Source organism: Streptomyces beihaiensis (genome assembly GCF_026274175.1).
Classification (GTDB): Bacteria; Actinomycetota; Actinomycetes; order Streptomycetales; family Streptomycetaceae; genus Streptomyces; species Streptomyces beihaiensis.
This window is the reverse complement of sequence record NZ_JAPHNL010000294.1, coordinates 1-18099: the sequence shown is the minus strand read 5'-3', so window position 1 is coordinate 18099 and position 18099 is coordinate 1. Positions and strand designations below refer to the sequence as shown.

Genomic DNA, 18099 nt, shown 5'->3' with positions numbered 1-18099 from the left:
GGCCCGCTCTACTCGTCCGGCCACCACGTCTTGCGGATGTCCTTGCGGACTTCCGGGCGCTCGCGGCGCACTTCGGCAGCTTCTTTCTGCAATCGGCGCGTCACCGAGCTCGCGCGGGTCGGCTTGTGCATGGTCACTCGGCGCATGATGCCTCCTGTACCTACACGGGTCACGGCGTGACGCCGTTGTAGACCTGTTCCCGGAGCGTGGCCCATCGAAGCGCAATTGTCAGTGGCGGTTGTCACCATGGGGCGTGACGACATCAACGACGACGACAGGGGCGAGTGTGCCGGAAACCATCGACTGGGACGCCACCGCGGCAGCGTTCGACGACCAACCGGACCACGGCCTGCGGGACCCGGAGGTGCGCGCCGCCTGGGCGGGGCGCCTCGCGGACTGGCTGCCGACGCGCCCCGGCCGCGTCCTCGATCTGGGCTGCGGCACCGGCAGCCTGTCGCTCCTCGCGGCCGAGCGCGGACACCGGGTGACCGGAGTCGACTCCGCCCCCGCCATGCTGGAGCACGCCCACCGCAAGCTCGCCGGGCGCGACGCGGAGTTCCTGCTCGGTGACGCGGCGCGGCCGCCGGTGCGGCAGGGCGCGTACGACGTCGTGCTCGTACGGCACGTGCTGTGGACGCTGCCCGAGCCGGAGGCCGTGCTGCGGCGCTGGCTGGGGCTGCTCGCGCCCGCCGCCGGGCGGCTCGTGCTCGTCGAGGGCGTGTGGGGCGAGCTGAGCCCCGTCGGCATACCGGCGGACCGGGTGACTCGGGCGCTGCGACCGCTCGTCGCCGACCTGCGGCACGAACCCCTGTCGCGGGACGCGCGACTGTGGGGCGGGCCGGTCGCCGACGAGCGGTACGCGGTGGTGGCGACCCTCAGCCCACAAGCCCCGTGAACTCGCCGTTCCCGGCGAGGAGTTCCAGCTCGTCCAGGGCCCGCGTCGCCGCCCGCGCGGCGGCCGGGTCCCGGTCGGCCAGGCCGCTCTCGGCGAACTCGTCCTCGTCGAGGCGGATCACCTGGCTCCCGTCGGCCGACACCCACAGGTCGAGGTCCAGGTCCTCGCAGACGAGCTCGCCGCCCTCGCGCACCGCGGGGCGTGTGACGTCGCAGTACCAGCCCTTCAGCGTGCCGTCGCCCGTGCGTACCTCCTTGACCGCGTACCAGCGGTCGCGCCAGTAGTGCTCGGTGAACACGTCGCCCGGCTCGAACCGCACGAAGCCGAAGTCGCGGGCGCCGTCGCCCGCCCAGTCGGCGCTGACCGTGATGCGGGTGCCGTCGTCGGCCAGCAGCCGCGCCGGGTAACTGATCTTCGTACGGCCCGCTTTGACCAGGACCACCTGAAGGGTCTCAGGAGCCGAGGGTGCGGACATGGCGGACCTCCGTCGCGTCGAGCGTGTAACCGAACCATTTGTTGATCGCGAGCATCGGCGCGTTGCCCGCGTCGTTGCCCGTGTACGCCACCGTGATCCCGGCCTCCCGGGCGCGGTGGAGCGACTCGTTCTTGGCCAGTTTGGCCAGGCCCCGGCCGCGGAAGGCGCGGGCCGTGCCGGTCATCCCGGTCGAGTAGCGGCCGTCGCCGTCCGTGCGCGCCAGGGTGAAGGCGGCCGGGCGGCCGTCGACGACGGCCACCGTGGTGAGGCCGCGGTCGAGCAGAGGGTGGTGCCAGGTGTCCCGCAACCACTGCTCGAAGTCGCTGAGTTCGGCGCCGACGTCGCCCGGCTCGTCGGCGAGCGTCTCCGCGTCCAGGTCGAACAGCGGCCGCGGGTCGTCCGCGAAGTCGGCGGCCGTGCGCAGTTCGACGCCGGGCGGCGGGGCCGGGCGCGGCGGCAGCGGGCCGGAGGCCAGGTCGAGGCGGAGGAAGTGCGCGCTGCGGCCGCGCCGGTAGCCGCGGGCCGCCGCCCACGACAGGTTCCGCCCGGCGTCGAGCGCCCAGGCGTACACCTCGCGGGCGCCGTGCAGGGCCAGGTGTTCCTCCGCCGTGCGCAGCAGGAGCGTGCCCGCGCCCCGGCCGCGCCGGTCGGGGTGTACGTAGACGTTCGCGTAGCCCTGGCCGGGCTCCGGGCTGTCGTACGCGATGCCGACCTGGGCCGTGCCGGTGACGGCGCCGGTGTCGTCCAGCGCGACCAGTTGGACGTAGTGGGCGTCGGGGTGGGCGTGGGCCGCGTCGTGGGCGACGGACGCCGGGGTTGCGAGCATGGCGGGCAGGCAGGCGCGCCTGACTCGGGTGAAGCCCTCGACGTCGGCCGGTTCGCCGGGGTGGAGCGGACGCACGAGCACGGTCATGGCGAGGCACGCTACGCGCCGCACGGCCCCGGGTGCCTCTCATTTTCCGGCGCTGCGGGACAATCGTGGGCGTGACCTTGAAGATCGACATCGAGATCGACGCGGGCGGTCCCGCGCCCTACGAGCAAGTGCGGGCGCGGCTCGCCGAGATGGTGCGCTCGGGGGCGTTGCCGGTCGGGTACAAGCTGCCCACCGTACGGGGGTTCGCGCAGGAGCTGGGGCTCGCGGCGAACACCGTGGCCAAGGCGTACCGGGCGCTTGAGGCGGACGGGGTGATCGAGACGCGGGGGCGCAACGGGACGTTCGTCGCGGCCGCGGCGCAGGACGCGGCGGGGCGGGAGGCCGCGGCGGCGGCGCTCGTGTTCGCCGAGCGGGCCCGGCGACTCGGCCTGTCCGAGGACGCGGCGCTGTCGGCGGCGCGAGACGCTCTGCGCGCGGCCTACGCCTAGCCCGGACGTCCGGCGCCGTAGCGGGGCTGGGCCCCGCGGCCCTGTCGCGCCGCACCGGGGTGCCGCCGCCCTGCCCACCCTGCCGCCCCGGGCGGCAGAGTGCCCGAGCCGGCACGCAGTCGAACGCGGCGAGGGGCTCAAGTCGGCACGGTGCGGAAGCGGCAGACCGCCCGAGGCGGCGGGGCCGCACCGCCCCAGGTGTGGGGCCGCGCGCCCGCTACAGGTACAGGCCCGCGTCCGTGTCGGCGCGTTGGTCCGGGACCGAGGTGGGGGAGACGCCGCGGCGCAGGGCGAAGAGTTCGGCCAGCGTCGCGCCCTCGCGGGGCACGTCCTCCTCCCGGCCCAGCCACTCCACGGACTCGCGCCGGGTCAGCGGCCCCACCTCGATGCGGGCCAGACAGCGGCCGGGCCGGACCACCGCCGGGTGCAGGCGCTCCAGGTCCTCGTTGGTCGTGACGCCCACCAGGACGTTCCGGCCCTGGCCGAGGAGCCCGTCGGTCAGATTGAGCAGGCGCGAGAGCGCCTGACCCGCCGTGTGCTTGGCCTCGCCGCGGATCAGTTCGTCGCAGTCCTCGAGCAGCAGCAGCCGCCACCGCCCCTTCGTCGTACCGTCGTCCTCGCCGATCGCGATGTCCATCAGATAGCCGACGTCCGAGAACAACCGTTCCGGGTCCAGGACGCAGTCGACCTGGCACCAGTCCCGCCACGAACGGGCCAGCGTACGCAGTGCCGACGTCTTGCCGGTGCCCGGCGGGCCGTGCAGCAGGAGCAGGCGGCCCGCGATGTCCTCGGGGCGGGTCTTCATCAGCCCGTCGAGCGCCTCGGCCACCGGCGCCGTGTAGTTGGGCCGCACCTCCTCCCAGGTGCCTGCCGAGATCTGCCGCGTCGTGCGGTGCGGCCCGCGCCGCGGTGACACGTACCAGAAGCCCATCGTCACGTTCTCCGGCTGCGGCTCCGGCTCGTCCGCCGCGCCGTCCGTCGCGAGTCCGAGCACCTCGCTCGCCAACTCCTGGCTGGTCGCGGTCACCGTGACGTCCGCGCCCCGGTTCCACCGGGAGACGAGCACCGTCCAGCCGTCGCCCTCGGCGAGCGTCGCGCTGCGGTCGTCGTCGCGCGCGGAGCGCAGCACACGGGCGTCCGGCGGCAGCAGCGTGGCGCCGGTCCTGACCCGGTCGATGTTCACGGCGTGCGCGTGCGGCTGCTCGCCCGTGGCGAACCGGCCGAGGAACAGCGCGTCGACGACGTCGGCGGGCGAGTCGCTGTCGTCCACGCCGAGCCGTACCGGCAGCGCGTCGAAAGGGTTGGTGGACATCCGCCCATGATCCGCCACGAAGAGCCCTTGCGCACGGGTTTTGCCGGGGGCGCGTGTGTCACGGCGCACGCCTGTGTCGGCCGCCGGTGCATCCGCGTCGCCTGTGAATTTCGATGTCCGCCCGTTCTACGGGCGTAGCAGAGGCTGTCTGAGGGTAAGTCATAAACCTGACATGTACCTGATGTTGAACACTTGGTAGATGTCCATACGAGGGTACTTCCCGGTAACTGTGGGGCGTGGTACCACAGTTGTTGCAGAAATCCTGCTATGGGAGGTTTCATGAGACGTTCCCGAATTACGGCATACGTGACCTCGTTCCTCTTCGCCGCGGTACTCGCCCTCACCGGGGCCACCGCCGCGCAGGCAGCGGACAGCGCGACCGCCACCGGCTATGTGGCGCTCGGTGACTCGTACTCCTCCGGAGTCGGTTCCGGCAGTTACATCAGTTCGAGTGGCTCCTGCAAGCGCTCCACCAAGGCGTACCCCTACCTGTGGGCCGCCTCGCACGCACCGTCCAGCTTCGACTTCACGGCGTGCTCCGGCGCCGTGACCGACGATGTGATCTCGAATCAGCTCGGCCCGCTCGGCTCGGGCACCTCGCTCGTCTCCATCACCGTGGGAGGCAACGACGCGGGCTTCGCGGACGTGATGACGACCTGCGTCCTGTACTCCGAGTCCACCTGCCTCAGCCGGATCGACCAGGCGCGCGCCTACGTCACGACGACCCTGCCGGGCAAGCTCGACAAGGTCTACTCGGCGATCAGCGCCAAGGCGCCCTCCGCCCGCGTGGTGGTCCTGGGCTACCCCCGCTTCTACAAGCTCAACGGCTCCTGCATCGCGGGCCTGACCGAGACCGAGCGGTCGGCCATCAACGACGCGGCCGACCTGCTCAACTCCACCACCGAGAAGCGCGCCGTCGACCACGGCTTCACCTTCGGCGACGTGACCACCACCTTCAGCGGTCATGAGATCTGCTCGGGCGACTCGTGGCTGCACAGCGTCAACTGGCTGAACATCGAGGAGTCCTACCACCCCACCGCCGCAGGCCAGTCGGGCGGCTATCTGCCCGTCTTCGCCTCGGCCGCCTGACAGGCGCCCCCGCCCGGCCCCCGCTCGGGGGCCGGGCGACACGCCGTGACAGGCCACGACTTGACGTGAGCGAATCCCTCACCGTCGGTGACGGTGGCCGCTTGCGGGTGTCACGCACGGCCGGAAATTTGCCCAGCTTGTCCAACTCGCCCTGGATTAAGCCGCATTCGGAGAGTAGCCGGTGAAAGGGAGTCAACCTCCTTATGGAGAAGGTGAATCCCGCGACCGGGATACACGAGTGTCACTCGGGGGCGATAGGGTTAACCTGCCCGGGCCGGGTGCCCTCGTACGGGTGGGGAGTGACATGGAACAGATAACAGTGCGCAGCAGGCCGCGTGTGCCTGCGATCACGTGTGGGAGCGGCGCGACCAGTTCGCGCCTCGACCGCCATCTCTCGGTGCTCGGCGGCCCCGCCGTCCCGCAGCGCGAGACGGTCGAGGCGACATCGCTGATGCGTGAGCTCACGACGCGCGACACCGCGCACGAGCGCAGCGGCAGGCGGGCACGCGTCGGGCGGGTCTCGCTCTTCGCCCCGCTGCGTCGGCTGCGCCGCTCGCTCTTCGGCGGTCACTAGGACCCGTCCCGGTTCCGGCCGATCGCCCGAGCGGGCCGAGGCCCGCACCCCACCTCCACGCCACCGGCGTTCCGCCGCGCTCCACCGCGACCGTCATCCCCACGGCATGCGGCACGCGCCCCGGCGGGGGAGTGGGGTGCGGGCCTTCGCCGTGCCCGGCGAGGAGCCTTCGCAGACGGGGCCAAGGCCCTTGCGGCCGGGGCCAGGTACGGCGCCGAGACCGGCGCCAGGGGCGTCACAGGAACGCGAACTGGCCGCCGGGGCCCTCCTCCTGGTGGCCGAGCACGCTCGCGGGGCGCCGCGCGGCCGACGGCACCGGCAGCACTCCCGCCTCGCGCAACCGGGCCCCGCCGAGCAGCCGGTCGCCGTCGAGCCGCCGCCGCACATCGTCCTGGGCCGGCCGCAGCTCCGCCAGGAGCGCGAGCACCGTGACCAGTTCGAGCAGTTCGGACGTCCACGGCTGCGGCCACGCCGACGGGCGCAGCGCGGCCAGGGTGCCCGGTTCGGCGGGCGCGGTCCTGCGGGCGAACCACTGCTCCAGGACCCGCACCCCGCTGACCTGGAAGTCCCAGGCGGCCGCCGGGACGGGGGAGACGCGGCCCGTGCCGATCAGGAGGGCCTCCTCGTCGGGGTCGTAGCGCAGTTCGGTGGGGCGGGCCGGGAGCGGGGCCCGCACGTACGGGCGGCGCCCACCGGGCAGCTTGGGGCGTTCGGAGCCCGCGCCGCGCAGCTGGAGCCACAGGACACGGCGGCCGAGACCGACACCGTGGTCCCACAGGTCGATGTCGTGCGGCAGCGCCACGCGCACACCGCCCCGGTCGTCCCGCTCCGCCACGGCCAGGACCCAAGCGAACAGCTCGTCGGCGTCGACCGGCCGCCCGTACCGACCGGCCAGATGGTCGAGCAGCCCCGGCGTGACGTTCGGTTCCCGCCCCTGCGGGCGCCGGTAGAGCGGGCGGATGCGGCCCGGCCGCCCGGCCGGGGAGCGGCCCTCCGGCAGCACGCCGCTCGCCAGCACCGCGAGGCCGCCCGCCCCGGGCACGTACCCCTGCTCCACCAGGAACAACTGCCGCTCGTCGGCGACCCGCCACAGCTCAGGCCGCGCCGCGTCGATCAGCCGCTGGTCCGGGATGAGCCACTGCTCGTCGAACGGCCCGTGCAGCACTCGTACGGGGTCGGGGCAGGGCCCATCGGCGTGCACGAGCGGTTCGGTTCCGCCGCCCTGGCCTGGCAGTTGCGCGGCGGCGGTGTGCAGGGTGCGGGAGCGGGTGGGTTCGAGCAGTGTCTGCCGTCGCGGCGGTTCGGCGGCCGTGAAGGCGTCCCAGCGGGCCTTGAGGGACGCCGCGTCCGGGGCGAGCGGCCAGGTGCGGCCCAGGCGCAGGGGCGCCACGGACCACGGCATGAGGTCGGCGAGCGGCGTGGCGTCCAAGAGCCGGTCGTTCGTCACGCCGGGCATGGTACGTGCCGCGGGCGGGGCCGGGTCAGTCCGCGTCCAGGGTCACCGTGAAGGAGAAGCGGTCGCCGCGGTACTGGATGACCGCCACGTCCAGGACGCGGCCCTCCTCGTCGTACGTGATGCCGGTGTAGTGCAGGATCGGGCTGACCAGCGGCACTTCGAGGAGCCTGGCCGTCTCCGGGTCGGCGAGCCGTGCCTCGACGGAGTCCGTGATGCGGCTGATGCGCACGCCCACGACGTCGCGCAGCACCTTGGTCATGGGGGCGCGGGCGAGGTCGGCGACGTCGAGCCGTTCGGCCACGTCGGGGCGCAGGTAGTTGCGGGCGTGGTTGGTCGGCTCGCCGGTCTTCTCGTCGCTGCGCAGCCGGTGGTACGCGGCCACGGTGTCGATGCCGGGGAACAGATCGGTGTACGCCGCCGGGACGGGCGCCGGACCGTGGCCGAGCAGCTCGGTCGTCATGCCGGACTGCTGGGCCACGATGGCGTCGACGGAACCGAGCAACCGCACCGGGGCGCCGCTGAGGGCGTCGGGTTCGATGAACGTGCCGCGGCGCCGGTGCCGGGAGATGAGGCCCTCGTCCTCCAGCTCCTTGAGTGCCTGGCGCATGGTCAGCACGGAGACGCCGTAGTGCGCGGCGAGCTGCTCCTCGGTGGGCAGTCGCAACGGGTCCTGCGGCGAGCGGCCGAGTATCGAGGCACGCAAGCTCTGCGAGACCTGATACCAGAGCGGGAGCTTGCGGTTCAGGACGATGGAGTCCGGGGCGAATGACGTCACGGGTTATCCGTACCGGTGGTCGGGGCTCGACGCAATGTCGGGCCGCAAGCCGGGAAACCGCGCCGGCGTCCGCCCGCGGCCCGCGGCCGAGGGCCGAACAGCCCCCCGGCAGGCCCGCGGACGCACCCGGCGACCCGCCCCGCTACCCCCGGAAGTGACGCTCAAGGCCCCGCCACACCTCGTCGTACCCGCGCTGCAGGTGCCCGGCTCCCGCGGCCTGCGCGGCGACCGTCACCGGCCACCGCGTCTCGAACATGAACGCGAGCCCGTCCTCGATCTTCTGCGGCTTCAGCTCGGCCGAACTCGCCTTGTCGAACGTCTCCTTGTCGGGCCCGTGCGCCGACATCATGTTGTGCAGCGACCCGCCGCCGGGCACGAACCCGCCCTTCCCGCCGGTCTTCGCGTCGTACGCGCCCTCGATCAGCCCCATGTACTCGCTCATCACGTTCCGGTGGAAGTACGGCGGCCTGAACGTGTCCTCGCCCACCAGCCAGCGCGGTGCGAAGACCACGAAGTCGACGCCCGCGAGCCCCGGGGTGTCCGACGGCGACGTGAGCACCGTGAAGATCGACGGGTCGGGGTGGTCGTAGGAGATCGAGCCGATGACGTTGAAGCGGCGCAGGTCGTAGACGTACGGGACGTGGTTGCCGTGCCAGGCGACCACGTCCAGCGGGGAGTGGTCGTACGTGGCCGTCCAGAGGTTGCCGCAGAACTTGTTGACCACGTCCACCGGCTCGTCCGCGGCCGCGTCCTCGTACGCGGCGACCGGGGCCCTGAAGTCCCGTGCGTTCGCCAGGCCGTTGGCGCCGATCGGGCCCAGGTCGGGCAGGCGGAACGGGGCGCCGTAGTTCTCGCACACGTACCCGCGCGCGCTCGCGTCGAGCAGCTCCACGCGGAACCGGACGCCGCGCGGGATCAGAGCCACCTCGCCCGGGTTCGCCGCGAGGAGGCCGAACTCCGTGCGCAGCAGCAGGCCGCCGAGCTCGGGCACGATCAGCAGCTCGCCGTCCGCGTCGCTGAACACCCGCCGGTCCATGGAGGCGTTGGCGTGGTACAGGTGCACCGCCATGCCGGTGCGCTGCGTCGTGTCGCCGTTGCCGCCGAGCGTCCACAGGCCCGCCAGCCAGTCCGTGCCCGGCTCGGGCTCCGGCAGCGGGTCCCAGCGCCGGCGGTTGGGGTCGGGCACGGTCTCGGTGAACGGGGCCGAGCGCACCGCGCGGTTGTCGGCCCGGGTGAACTCCGGGTGGGCGGCCGAGGGGCGGATCCGGTACAGCCACGAGCGGCGGTTGTGGGCGCGCGGCTCGGTGAACGCGGTGCCGCTCAACTGCTCCGCGTACAGGCCGAGCGGCGCGCGCTGCGGGGCGTTGCGCCCCTCGGGCAGGGCGCCCGGGACCGCCTCCGAGCTGTGCTCGTTGCCGAAACCGGACAGATAGGTGAGGCCCTCGGCCGTCTTGCGCGCGTCCCCGCTCATGCTCGCTGCTCCCTTTTCCTGATTCCTATGCTCCACCGTAGGATTCAAGGGAGGGGTCCGCAAGACGCCGGACGGAGATGGCCGAACATCGTCTTCTGTCGCGCGGAAAAGGCACGAGGGAAAGGTGCGCGGGAAAGGCGAAGGAAGGGGCAGAGCGGGACCCCGTCCCCCCTTTTCCTTCTCCTCCCTCGGCTCTCCTCCCGCCTCTCTCCTCCTCTTCTCCTCCTCCGGACGGATCCGAAAAGGTGAGCGATCCTCTACCGTCTCGGGCATGTCCAGGTCACTGTCGCTCCGTGGCGTCCGCGCCGCCCTGCTGGTCTGCGCACTGCTCGTCGGAGCCGCCGGATGCGGCGACGACGACGGCGGCCCGCGCCACGCCGGCAAGGTGCTCGACCGCACTGACGGCGACGGCCACGCCCTGCGCCAGATCCCGGAGAAGGGCGCCCCGCGGGTCGGCGTCGTCGTCGAGCCGGACGCCGATCCGAGGCGAGGCTGGGACGTCCGCATCCGGCCGGTGCGCTTCCGTCTCAGCCCCGAGGGCACACGGGCCCGAGCCGTGCACGGCCACGGCTACGCCCAGCTCTACCTGGACGGGCACCGCCTGGCGCGGCTCCGGGGTACCGGCTACCGGCTGCCGCGCGAGCGGGTCCACCGCGGCACCAACGAGGTGACCGTGCGGCTCTTCGCCGACGACCACACCGTCTGGGCGGTGGGCGGCAAACCGGTCGAGGCCACCGCGGACCTCACCGCTTCAGGGGCGGAGACGGCGTCGCCCGCCGTAGGGTGACCGCCATGCCCGCCTCGACGTCCCTGCGCCGCGCGCCCGTCCAGCGGCGCAGCGCCGAGCGCCTGACCCGGATCCTGGACGCCTGCGCCGAACTCCTCGACGAAGGCGGCTACGACGAGCTGAGCACGCGCTCCGTCGCGAGCCGTGCCGACGTCCCGATCGGCTCCGTCTACCGGTTCTTCGGCAACAAGCGCGCCATGGTCGCCGCCCTCGCCGAACGCAACCTGGAGCGGTACGCCGAGCGCGTCACGCGGCGCCTGGACGTGCTGCCCGCGGGCGACTGGCGCGCCGCCACCGATGTCGTACTGGACGAGTACCTGGCCATGAAGCGCACCGCGCCCGGCTTCTCCCTCGTCGACTTCGGCACCCAGATCCCGGTCGGCGACCCCGAGGCGGGCCCCAACCACCGGCTCGCGGACCTGCTCGCGGACCTGCTCGCGCCGCACCTGGGACGCGCCGCGGACGACGCGCTGCGCCGTACCTTCCTGGTGGCGGTCGAGGCCGCGGACGCCGTGATCCGGCTCGCCTTCCGGCTCGATCCGGCTGGTGACGCGGACGTCATCGAACAGACCCGGGTGCTGCTGCGCGGCTATCTGGCGGGTCTGCTCGACTGACCTCGGACCTGGCGCCGAAAAACTAACGCCGCTAGTTTGGTGTCGCTGGACGACGCCGCGAACCGCACGTGAGGAGAGCCATGAAGGCCCACGAGGGGATGTACATCGACGGTGGATGGCGGGCCGCCGCCGGACCCGACACCATCGCCGTCGTCGACCCGGTCGACGAACAGGTGATCGGCCATGTCCCCGCGGGCACCGCCGACGACGTCGACGCCGCCGTACGCGCCGCCCGCGCCGCCTTCCCGGCCTGGGCGGCCACGCCACCGGCCGAGCGCGCCGCCAGGATCGCCGCGCTGCGTGACGTCCTGGTCGACCGCAAGGACGAGATCGCCGAGACGGTCACCGCCGAGCTGGGCGCGCCCCTGAAGTTCTCCCAGTCCGTGCACGCGGGCGTACCGATCCTGGTCGCGGGCTCGTACGCCGAGCTCGCCGCCACGTACGTCTTCGAGGAGCGGGTCGGCAACTCCACCGTCTACGCGGAGCCGGTCGGTGTCGTCGGCGCCATCACGCCGTGGAACTACCCGCTCCACCAGATCGTCGCCAAGGTCGCCCCGGCCCTCGCCGCGGGCTGCACCGTCGTCCTCAAGCCCGCCGAGGACACCCCGCTGGTCGCCCAGCTGTTCGCCGAGGCGGTCCACCAGGCCGGGGTGCCCGCGGGCGTCTTCAACCTGGTCACCGGGCTCGGACCGGTCGCGGGCCAGGCGCTCGCCGAGCATCCGGGGGTCGACCTGGTCTCCTTCACCGGCTCCACGGCGGTCGGCAAGAAGATCGGCGCCACGGCGGGCGCAGCGGTCAAGCGGGTCGCCCTCGAACTCGGCGGCAAGTCCGCCAACGTCGTCCTGCCCAGCGCCGACCTCGCGAAGGCGGTCAACGTCGGCGTCGCCAACGTGATGGGCAACTCCGGCCAGACGTGCAGTGCCTGGACCCGCATGCTCGTCGACACCGGCCGGTACGACGAGGCCGTCGAGCTCGCCGCGGCCGCCGCCGCCAAGTACGCCGACCGCATCGGCCCGCTCGTCAACGCCAAGCAGCAGGCGCGCGTGCGCGGCTACATCGAGAAGGGCGTCGCCGAGGGCGCCCGGCTCGTGGCCGGGGGCACCGAGACGCCGCACGAGAAGGGCTACTTCGTCGCCCCGACCGTCTTCGCCGACGTCACCCCCGACATGACCATCGCGCAGGAGGAGATCTTCGGCCCGGTCGTCTCCATCATCCGTTACGAGGACGAGGACGACGCCCTGCGCATCGCCAACGACACCGTGTACGGGCTCGCGGGCGCGGTGTGGGCGGCCGACGACGCCGAGGCGACGGCCTTCGCCCGCCGGATGGAGACCGGCCAGGTCGACATCAACGGCGGCCGCTTCAACCCCCTCGCGCCGTTCGGCGGTTACAAGCAGTCGGGAGTCGGGCGCGAGCTCGGCGCGCACGGCCTCGCCGAGTACCTCCAGACCAAGTCCCTCCAGTTCCAGGGGAAGTGAGTGTTTCCGTGAGCCGTTCCACCGTTCGCGCGGCCGTGCTGCCCGCCGTCGGCGCCCCGCTGGAGCTCGCCGACATCGAGCTGCCCGAGCCCGGACCCGGCCAGGTCCGCGTCGAGCTCGCCGCCGCCGGGGTCTGCCACTCCGACCTCTCCCTGTCCGACGGCACCATGCGCGTGCCGGTCCCCGCCGTCCTCGGCCACGAGGGCGCGGGCACCGTCGTCTCCGTCGGCGACGGCGTCACGCACGTGGCACCCGGCGACGGGGTCGTCCTCAACTGGGCGCCCTCGTGCGGCCGCTGCCACGCCTGCACGCTCGGCGAGGTGTGGCTGTGCGCCAACGCCCTGGCCGGCGCGGGCGACGTGTACGCCAAGCGGGCCGCCGACGGCTACGACCTGTACCCCGGCCTGAACGTCGCGGCGTTCGCCGAGGAGACGGTCGTCGCCGCGAACTGCGTGCTGCCCGTCCCCGACGGTGTACCGCTCACCGACGCCGCGCTGCTCGGATGCGCGGTGCTGACCGGCTACGGCGCCGTCCACCACTCGGCGCGCGTACGAGAGGGGGAGACGGTCGCGGTGTACGGCGTCGGCGGCGTCGGCCTCGCCACGATCCAGGCGGCGCGCATCGCGGGCGCGTCGAAGATCGTCGCGGTCGACGTCTCCCCGCGGAAGGAGGAGCTGGCCCGCAAGGCCGGCGCCACCGACTACGTGATCGCCTCGGAGAACACCGCCCGCGAGATCCGCGCCCTCACCGGCAAGCAGGGCGTCGACGTGGCCGTGGAGTGCGTCGGCCGCGCCGTCACGATCCGTACCGCATGGGAGTCCACCCGGCGCGGCGGCCGCACCACGGTCGTCGGCATCGGCGGCAAGGACCAGCAGGTCACCTTCAACGCCCTGGAGCTCTTCCACTGGGGGCGCACCCTCGCGGGCTGCGTCTACGGCAACTGCGACCCGGCCCAGGACCTGCCGGTCCTCGCCGAGCACGTAAGGACCGGGCGGCTCGACCTCGGCGCCCTGGTGACCGACCGGATCGGCCTGGAGGGGATCCCCGCGGCGTTCGACGCGATGGTGGCGGGCAAGGGCGGCCGGGCGCTGGTGGTGTTCTGACCGATGAGTTCCGGTGTTGCGGGCGGTCTGTGACAGGAGAAACCTGAAACCGGACGAGGAGGCACACCATGACCACCACCGCCGCGCAGAAGATCCGCCCCTGCCTGTGGTTCGACGGGCAGGCGGAGGAGGCCGTGAACTTCTACGTGTCGCTGTTCGAGGACTCCGAGATCCTCGACGTGATGCGCTGGGGCGAGGAGGGCCCGGGGGAGCCCGGCGCGGCCCTGATGATCACCTTCCGGCTGGCCGGCACCCAGTACCAGGCGCTCAACGGCGGCCCGGAGTTCACGTTCACCGAGGCCGTGTCGCTCAGCGTCGACTGCGCGGACCAGGCCGAGGTCGACCGTCTGTGGGACCGGCTGACCGCGGACGGCGGCGAGGAGAGCATGTGCGGCTGGCTCAAGGACAAGTACGGCCTGTCCTGGCAGATCGTGCCGCGGGTCCTGCCGGACCTGCTGACCGGCCCCGACCGGGAGCGGGCCGACCGGGTCATGGCCGCGATGATGAAGATGCGCAAGATCGACGTGGCGACGATCGAGGCCGCGTAGGGCAGGCCCTGACGCCTCAGCGCCGCACACCCGCCGCGGGCAGACGCGCGAACTGGTGGGCGAGCCCGTCGAGCAGGGCCTCCAGACCCGTCTCGAACGCGCGCTCGTCCACCAGTTCCTGCTGCTCCGCCAGCCGATGCGCCTGCCCGAGGTGGGGGTAGTCCGCGGGGTCGTACGCCGTCTCGTCGTCGACGAACCCGCCCGCGAACGACCCCAGCGCCGACCCGGTCACGAAATACCGCATGAGCGCACCGATCGACGTGGCCTGCGCGGGCGGCCACCCGGCCTCGGTCATCGCGCCGAACACCGCGTCGGCAAGGCGTAGACCGGCGGGCCTGCGGCCGGGGCCCCGGGCGAGCACCGGCACGATGTTCGGGTGGGCGCGCAGCGCCGCCCGGTAGGAGACGGCCCAGTCGTGCAGCGCCGTGCGCCAGTCCCGCTCGTCCCCCGCCTCGAACATCGTCAGGTCGACCTGGGCGCTCACCGAGTCCGCCACCGCCTCCAGGATCTGGTCCTTGGTGCGGAAGTGGTTGTACAGGGACGGCCCGCTCACCCCGAGCTCGGCGGCCAGCCGCCGCGTCGAGACGGCCGCGAGGCCCTCGGTGTCGACGAGGGCGCGCGCCGCCTCGACGATGCGGTCTCTGCTCAGGAGGGGCTTGCGCGGTCGGGCCATGCGGCACATAGTAGGGCTGTCAGCCAAAAACTAGCACTGCTAATTTACGAGCAGTTGCCGCACGCGCCCGGGGAGTCGACCGTGAATCTGGAGCTGAGCGAGGAGCAGGCGGCCGCCCGGCGGCTCGCCAAGGACTTCGTGGACGGCGAGATCGCGCCGAACGTCGTGGCGTGGGACCGCGCCGAGGACGTCGACCGCTCGATCGTGAAGAAGCTCGGAGAGGTCGGCTTCCTCGGTCTGACCATCGACGAGGCGTACGGCGGCTCGGGCGGCGACCACCTCACGTACTGCCTGGTCACCGAGGAACTCGGGCGCGGCGACTCGTCGGTGCGCGGCATCGTCTCCGTCTCCCTCGGCCTGGTCGCCAAGACGATCCAGACGTACGGCAGCGAGGAGCAGAAGCGGCAGTGGCTGCCCCGGCTCACCGCCGGCGAGGCGCTCGGCTGCTTCGGCCTGACCGAACCGGGCACGGGCTCGGACGCGGGCAACCTGGTCACCAAGGCCGTCAGGGACGGCGACGACTACGTGATCAACGGTTCCAAGATGTTCATCACCAACGGCACCTGGGCCGACGTCGTCCTCCTCTTCGCCCGCTCCACGGACGCCCCGGGGCACAAGGGCGTCAGCGCGTTCCTCGTCCCCACCGACACCCCCGGCCTCACCCGCCGCACCATCCACGGCAAGCTCGGACTGCGCGGCCAGGCCACGGCCGAGCTGGCCCTGGAGGACGTGCGGGTGCCCGCCTCCGCGCTGCTCGGGCGGGAGGGCAAGGGTTTCTCCATCGCCATGTCGGCGCTGGCCAAGGGGCGCATGTCGGTGGCGGCCGGCTGTGTCGGCATCGCACAGGCCGCGCTCGACGCGGCGGTCGGGTACGCGGGCGAGCGCGAGCAGTTCGGCAAGCCGATCGCCTCGTACCAGCTGGTCCAGGAGCTGCTGAGCGACATCGCCGTCGACGTGGACGCCGCCCGCCTGCTGACCTGGCGCGTCGCCGACCTCATCGACCGGGGTGAGGAGTTCGCGACGGCCGCGTCCAAGGCGAAGCTCTTCGCGTCGGAGGCGGCGGTCCGCTGCGCCAACAACGCCCTCCAGGTCTTCGGCGGCTACGGGTACATCGACGAGTACCCGGTCGGCAAGCTGCTGCGCGACGCCCGCGTCATGACCCTCTACGAGGGCACCAGCCAGATCCAGAAGCTCATCATCGGCCGCGCGCTGACGGGCGTCTCGGCGTTCTGAATACGTACGTTCTGAGTACGTGTCTGAGTACGTGAGCGGGTGTGGCACGGGCCACACCCGCTCCATGCTGTCGGGCATGAGTGAGACACCGGTCAAGCAGCAGAGCACGACGGCCTTCTACGGACAGGCCGTCGCCTCCTTCGCCGTCGCGCTCAGCGCCACGGCCATCGGCATCTACCGCCTGGACGCCGACGCCTGGATCCGCGCGTTCCTCGCGGTCGCGGTCCTCTACCTCACGACCTCCGCCTTCACGCTGGCCAAGGTGGTCAGGGACCGCCAGGAAGCGGACGGTATCGTCAGCCGCGTCGACCAGGCGCGCCTGGAGAAGATCCTGGCCGAACACGACCCGTTCAAGCCGGTGGCGTGATCGGCTCGAAGAGGTCCTAAGCGCCCGCTCAGCTCAACCGGTAGGGTGAGGCTCCAGCCGTCGTGAGGATGTGAGCGGAGCGATGACGCAGGACGAGCGTGTGGCGGACCGGCAGGCCGCGGAGGAGATGCCGTGGGGCGAGGTCACGCCCGACGCGGCCCGGCGGCTGCTCGTCGCCGCGGTCGAGGCGTTCGCCGAGCGCGGCTACCACGCCACCACGACGCGGGACATCGCGGGCCGCGCCGGGATGAGCCCCGCCGCGCTCTACATCCACTACAAGACCAAGGAAGAGCTGCTGCTGCGCATCAGCCGGATCGGCCACGAGAAGGCGCTGGAGATCCTGCGCCACGCGGCCGACGGGGAGGGCGACGCGGCCGACCGGCTCGCGGAGGCGGTGCGCTCGTTCGTCCGCTGGCACGCCGGGCACCACACGACCGCGCGCGTCGTCCAGTACGAGCTGGACTCCCTCGGCGCGGAGCACCGCCCGCAGATCGTCGAGCTGCGCCGCAGGAGCGACGCCGCCGTGCGGGAGATCATCGAGTCCGGGGTGCGGTCGGGGGAGTTCGACGTGCCCGACGTGCCGGGGACCACGCTCGCGGTGCTCTCCCTCTGCATCGACGTGGCGCGGTGGTTCAACACCGAGGGCCGGCGCACGCCGGACGAGGTCGGCGCGCTCTACGCCGACCTCGTCCTGCGCATGGTCGGGGCGGAGCCCCGCCCGGCCGTGGCTCAGAAGTAGTAGCGGGAGACCGACTCCGCGACACACACCGGCTTGTCGCCGCCCTCGCGCTCCACGGTGAACGCGACGGTCAGCTGTACGCCGCCCGGCACGTCGTCGGCGCCGGTGATCTTCGCCGTGGCGCGCAGCCGGGACCCGACCGGTACCGGCGCGGGGAAGCGGACCTTGTTCGTCCCGTAGTTGACGCCCATCTTCGTGCCCTCGACCGCGAGCAGCTGCGGGCCGAACAGCGGGAGCAGCGACAGGGTCAGATAGCCGTGCGCGATGGTCGTGCCGAACGGCCCCGACTTGGCCCGCTCCGGGTCGACGTGGATCCACTGGTGGTCACCCGTCGCCTCGGCGAAGCGGTCGATCCGCGCCTGCTCGATCGTCACCCAGTCACTGTGGCCGAGCTGCTCGCCGACCGCGCCCTTCAGCTCCTCGACGCCCTTGAAAACCCGCGGCTCCGCCATGTCCGACGACCTCCCAGTCAATTGTCTAAGCGCTTGCTCAGCTCTGGGCATGCTAACAACGCCGCGCGCCCACGGACAGGCCGTAGGGTCGGGTGGGTGCCACAGATTCCGGAGAAGATCCATGAGCTCACCGTCGGCCAGCTGTCGGCGCGCAGCGGCGTCGCTGTGTCGGCCCTGCACTTCTACGAGTCCAAGGGCCTCATCGGCAGCCGCCGCACCTCGGGCAACCAGCGCCGCTACAGCCGTGACACCCTGCGCCGGGTCGCCTTCATCCGCGCCTCGCAGCGCGTCGGTATCCCGCTCGCCACGATCCGCCAGGCGCTCGCCGAGCTGCCCGAGGGGCGCACCCCGAACCGCGCCGACTGGGCGCACCTGTCGGAGGCGTGGCGCTCCGAACTCGACGAGCGTATCCGGCAGTTGGGCCGTCTGCGGGACCACCTGACGGACTGCATCGGCTGCGGCTGTCTCTCCCTGGAGACGTGTGTCCTGTCCAACCCGGACGACGTCTTCGGCGAGCGCCTCACCGGCTCCCGGCTGTTGCAGGAGCGGCGTGAGCGAGGCCGGACCGGGCGGGGGGATCAGCGCCCGGACGGTTGACCGTGGCCGCCCGCCCCGGCGCCCGGCTCCCGCCAGTCGCCCGACGCGTGGTCGTGCGGCACCGTCCCCGACCGGCACCGCCCCTGACGGTCGCGGCCG

General features: G+C 72.6%; 22 protein-coding genes. 13 read left to right on the top strand and 9 right to left on the bottom strand.

Going from position 1 to position 18099, the window contains the following annotated elements; all coding sequences use genetic code 11:
* Positions 1 to 8: 8 nt before the first annotated feature.
* Complete coding sequence (locus OFY01_RS25845) at positions 9 to 137, bottom strand: hypothetical protein (RefSeq protein WP_266603817.1); 129 nt, start codon at positions 135 to 137, stop codon at positions 9 to 11.
* Between the two features lie 149 nt (positions 138 to 286).
* On the opposite strand from OFY01_RS25845, the gene OFY01_RS25840 reads away from it, so the two are divergent.
* Entirely contained in the window at positions 287 to 895 is a 609-nt protein-coding gene (locus OFY01_RS25840; protein WP_266603795.1) for a class I SAM-dependent methyltransferase, read from the top strand.
* On the opposite strand, the gene OFY01_RS25835 is transcribed toward OFY01_RS25840, so the two are convergent.
* Together OFY01_RS25835 and OFY01_RS25830 are read right to left on the bottom strand one after the other, a co-directional pair.
* Complete coding sequence (locus tag OFY01_RS25835; RefSeq protein WP_266603794.1) at positions 876 to 1370, bottom strand: DUF402 domain-containing protein; 495 nt, start codon at positions 1368 to 1370, stop codon at positions 876 to 878. The two genes, OFY01_RS25840 and OFY01_RS25835, sit on opposite strands and share 20 nt — an antisense overlap.
* On the bottom strand, positions 1348 to 2283 hold the full coding sequence (locus OFY01_RS25830) for a GNAT family N-acetyltransferase (protein WP_266603793.1): 936 nt from the start codon (positions 2281 to 2283) through the stop codon (positions 1348 to 1350). Before OFY01_RS25830 ends, OFY01_RS25835 begins: the two co-directional genes overlap by 23 nt.
* 71 nt (positions 2284 to 2354) lie before the next feature.
* Between OFY01_RS25830 and OFY01_RS25825 the strand changes: the two genes are divergently transcribed.
* Positions 2355 to 2732 carry a GntR family transcriptional regulator gene (locus OFY01_RS25825; RefSeq protein WP_266603792.1) on the top strand — a complete coding sequence of 126 codons (378 nt, stop codon included), beginning with the start codon at positions 2355 to 2357 and terminating at the stop codon, positions 2730 to 2732.
* 217 nt (positions 2733 to 2949) lie between these two features.
* Here the strand turns inward: OFY01_RS25825 and OFY01_RS25820 are convergent, their stop codons facing one another.
* Positions 2950 to 4044, bottom strand: coding sequence for a DUF5925 domain-containing protein (locus OFY01_RS25820; protein WP_266603790.1), 1095 nt, complete (start codon positions 4042 to 4044; stop codon positions 2950 to 2952).
* A 279-nt stretch (positions 4045 to 4323) separates the two neighbouring features.
* On the opposite strand from OFY01_RS25820, the gene OFY01_RS25815 reads away from it, so the two are divergent.
* Entirely contained in the window at positions 4324 to 5133 is an 810-nt protein-coding gene (locus OFY01_RS25815) for an SGNH/GDSL hydrolase family protein (RefSeq protein WP_266603788.1), read from the top strand.
* Positions 5134 to 5437: 304 nt separating this feature from the next.
* Positions 5438 to 5707, top strand: coding sequence for a hypothetical protein (locus tag OFY01_RS25810; protein ID WP_266603786.1), 270 nt, complete (start codon positions 5438 to 5440; stop codon positions 5705 to 5707).
* A gap of 235 nt (positions 5708 to 5942) precedes the next feature.
* On the opposite strand, the gene OFY01_RS25805 is transcribed toward OFY01_RS25810, so the two are convergent.
* The 3 genes from OFY01_RS25805 to hmgA form a co-directional block, all read right to left on the bottom strand.
* Positions 5943 to 7163: a type ISP restriction/modification enzyme gene (locus tag OFY01_RS25805; RefSeq protein WP_266603785.1), complete on the bottom strand. Its 1221-nt coding sequence runs from the start codon at positions 7161 to 7163 to the stop codon at positions 5943 to 5945.
* 25 nt (positions 7164 to 7188) lie between these two features.
* A complete protein-coding gene (locus OFY01_RS25800; RefSeq protein WP_266603783.1) occupies positions 7189 to 7938 on the bottom strand; it encodes a GntR family transcriptional regulator in 750 nt (249 codons plus the stop codon).
* A gap of 142 nt (positions 7939 to 8080) precedes the next feature.
* Positions 8081 to 9409, bottom strand: a complete 1329-nt coding sequence (gene hmgA / locus OFY01_RS25795) for a homogentisate 1,2-dioxygenase (protein WP_266603781.1) — start codon at positions 9407 to 9409, stop codon at positions 8081 to 8083.
* 271 nt (positions 9410 to 9680) lie between these two features.
* Between hmgA and OFY01_RS25790 the strand changes: the two genes are divergently transcribed.
* The 5 genes from OFY01_RS25790 to OFY01_RS25770 all read left to right on the top strand — a co-directional run bounded on the left by OFY01_RS25790 (position 9681) and on the right by OFY01_RS25770 (position 13939).
* Positions 9681 to 10196 carry a hypothetical protein gene (locus OFY01_RS25790; protein ID WP_266603779.1) on the top strand — a complete coding sequence of 172 codons (516 nt, stop codon included), beginning with the start codon at positions 9681 to 9683 and terminating at the stop codon, positions 10194 to 10196.
* A gap of 5 nt (positions 10197 to 10201) precedes the next feature.
* Positions 10202 to 10810: a TetR/AcrR family transcriptional regulator gene (locus OFY01_RS25785; RefSeq protein WP_266603777.1), complete on the top strand. Its 609-nt coding sequence runs from the start codon at positions 10202 to 10204 to the stop codon at positions 10808 to 10810.
* Between the two features lie 80 nt (positions 10811 to 10890).
* On the top strand, positions 10891 to 12288 hold the full coding sequence (locus OFY01_RS25780; protein ID WP_266603776.1) for an aldehyde dehydrogenase family protein: 1398 nt from the start codon (positions 10891 to 10893) through the stop codon (positions 12286 to 12288).
* An 8-nt stretch (positions 12289 to 12296) separates the two neighbouring features.
* Positions 12297 to 13391: a Zn-dependent alcohol dehydrogenase gene (locus tag OFY01_RS25775; RefSeq protein ID WP_266603775.1), complete on the top strand. Its 1095-nt coding sequence runs from the start codon at positions 12297 to 12299 to the stop codon at positions 13389 to 13391.
* A gap of 68 nt (positions 13392 to 13459) precedes the next feature.
* The gene (locus OFY01_RS25770) at positions 13460 to 13939 is read left to right on the top strand and encodes a VOC family protein (RefSeq protein WP_266603773.1); all 480 of its coding nucleotides are present in this window, start codon (positions 13460 to 13462) and stop codon (positions 13937 to 13939) included.
* A gap of 16 nt (positions 13940 to 13955) precedes the next feature.
* Here OFY01_RS25770 and OFY01_RS25765 read toward each other — a convergent pair whose 3' ends face one another.
* The gene (locus OFY01_RS25765) at positions 13956 to 14612 is read right to left on the bottom strand and encodes a TetR/AcrR family transcriptional regulator (RefSeq protein ID WP_266603771.1); all 657 of its coding nucleotides are present in this window, start codon (positions 14610 to 14612) and stop codon (positions 13956 to 13958) included.
* 81 nt (positions 14613 to 14693) lie between these two features.
* Here OFY01_RS25765 and OFY01_RS25760 point away from each other — a divergent pair, with 81 nt between their 5' ends.
* From OFY01_RS25760 to OFY01_RS25750, 3 genes are all read left to right on the top strand, one after another.
* Positions 14694 to 15845 (top strand): acyl-CoA dehydrogenase family protein, encoded by a 1152-nt coding sequence (locus tag OFY01_RS25760; RefSeq protein WP_266603769.1) that lies wholly within the window; start codon positions 14694 to 14696, stop codon positions 15843 to 15845.
* Positions 15846 to 15921: 76 nt separating this feature from the next.
* A complete protein-coding gene (locus OFY01_RS25755) occupies positions 15922 to 16212 on the top strand; it encodes a YiaA/YiaB family inner membrane protein (protein WP_266603767.1) in 291 nt (96 codons plus the stop codon).
* A gap of 82 nt (positions 16213 to 16294) precedes the next feature.
* Positions 16295 to 16951: a TetR/AcrR family transcriptional regulator gene (locus OFY01_RS25750; protein WP_266603765.1), complete on the top strand. Its 657-nt coding sequence runs from the start codon at positions 16295 to 16297 to the stop codon at positions 16949 to 16951.
* On the opposite strand, the gene OFY01_RS25745 is transcribed toward OFY01_RS25750, so the two are convergent.
* Entirely contained in the window at positions 16942 to 17403 is a 462-nt protein-coding gene (locus OFY01_RS25745; protein ID WP_266603763.1) for a MaoC family dehydratase, read from the bottom strand. The two genes, OFY01_RS25750 and OFY01_RS25745, sit on opposite strands and share 10 nt — an antisense overlap.
* Positions 17404 to 17499: 96 nt before the next feature.
* On the opposite strand from OFY01_RS25745, the gene soxR reads away from it, so the two are divergent.
* Positions 17500 to 18000, top strand: a complete 501-nt coding sequence (gene soxR / locus OFY01_RS25740; RefSeq protein WP_266603761.1) for a redox-sensitive transcriptional activator SoxR — start codon at positions 17500 to 17502, stop codon at positions 17998 to 18000.
* Positions 18001 to 18099 lie beyond the last annotated feature (99 nt).

Bases quoted from the DNA above. Each gene is read 5' to 3' on its own strand.
- OFY01_RS25835 (WP_266603794.1), bottom strand. From the start codon at position 1,370: ATGTCCGCACCCTCGGCTCCTGAGACCCTTCAGGTGGTCCTGGTCAAA.
- OFY01_RS25830 (WP_266603793.1), bottom strand. From the start codon at position 2,283: ATGACCGTGCTCGTGCGTCCGCTCCACCCCGGCGAACCGGCCGACGTC.
- OFY01_RS25820 (WP_266603790.1), bottom strand. From the start codon at position 4,044: ATGTCCACCAACCCTTTCGACGCGCTGCCGGTACGGCTCGGCGTGGAC.
- OFY01_RS25815 (WP_266603788.1), top strand. From the start codon at position 4,324: ATGAGACGTTCCCGAATTACGGCATACGTGACCTCGTTCCTCTTCGCC.
- OFY01_RS25810 (WP_266603786.1), top strand. From the start codon at position 5,438: ATGGAACAGATAACAGTGCGCAGCAGGCCGCGTGTGCCTGCGATCACG.
- OFY01_RS25805 (WP_266603785.1), bottom strand. From the start codon at position 7,163: ATGCCCGGCGTGACGAACGACCGGCTCTTGGACGCCACGCCGCTCGCC.
- hmgA (WP_266603781.1), bottom strand. From the start codon at position 9,409: ATGAGCGGGGACGCGCGCAAGACGGCCGAGGGCCTCACCTATCTGTCC.
- OFY01_RS25790 (WP_266603779.1), top strand. From the start codon at position 9,681: ATGTCCAGGTCACTGTCGCTCCGTGGCGTCCGCGCCGCCCTGCTGGTC.
- OFY01_RS25785 (WP_266603777.1), top strand. From the start codon at position 10,202: ATGCCCGCCTCGACGTCCCTGCGCCGCGCGCCCGTCCAGCGGCGCAGC.
- OFY01_RS25780 (WP_266603776.1), top strand. From the start codon at position 10,891: ATGAAGGCCCACGAGGGGATGTACATCGACGGTGGATGGCGGGCCGCC.
- OFY01_RS25770 (WP_266603773.1), top strand. From the start codon at position 13,460: ATGACCACCACCGCCGCGCAGAAGATCCGCCCCTGCCTGTGGTTCGAC.
- OFY01_RS25765 (WP_266603771.1), bottom strand. From the start codon at position 14,612: ATGGCCCGACCGCGCAAGCCCCTCCTGAGCAGAGACCGCATCGTCGAG.
- OFY01_RS25755 (WP_266603767.1), top strand. From the start codon at position 15,922: ATGAGTGAGACACCGGTCAAGCAGCAGAGCACGACGGCCTTCTACGGA.
- OFY01_RS25750 (WP_266603765.1), top strand. From the start codon at position 16,295: ATGACGCAGGACGAGCGTGTGGCGGACCGGCAGGCCGCGGAGGAGATG.
- OFY01_RS25745 (WP_266603763.1), bottom strand. From the start codon at position 17,403: ATGGCGGAGCCGCGGGTTTTCAAGGGCGTCGAGGAGCTGAAGGGCGCG.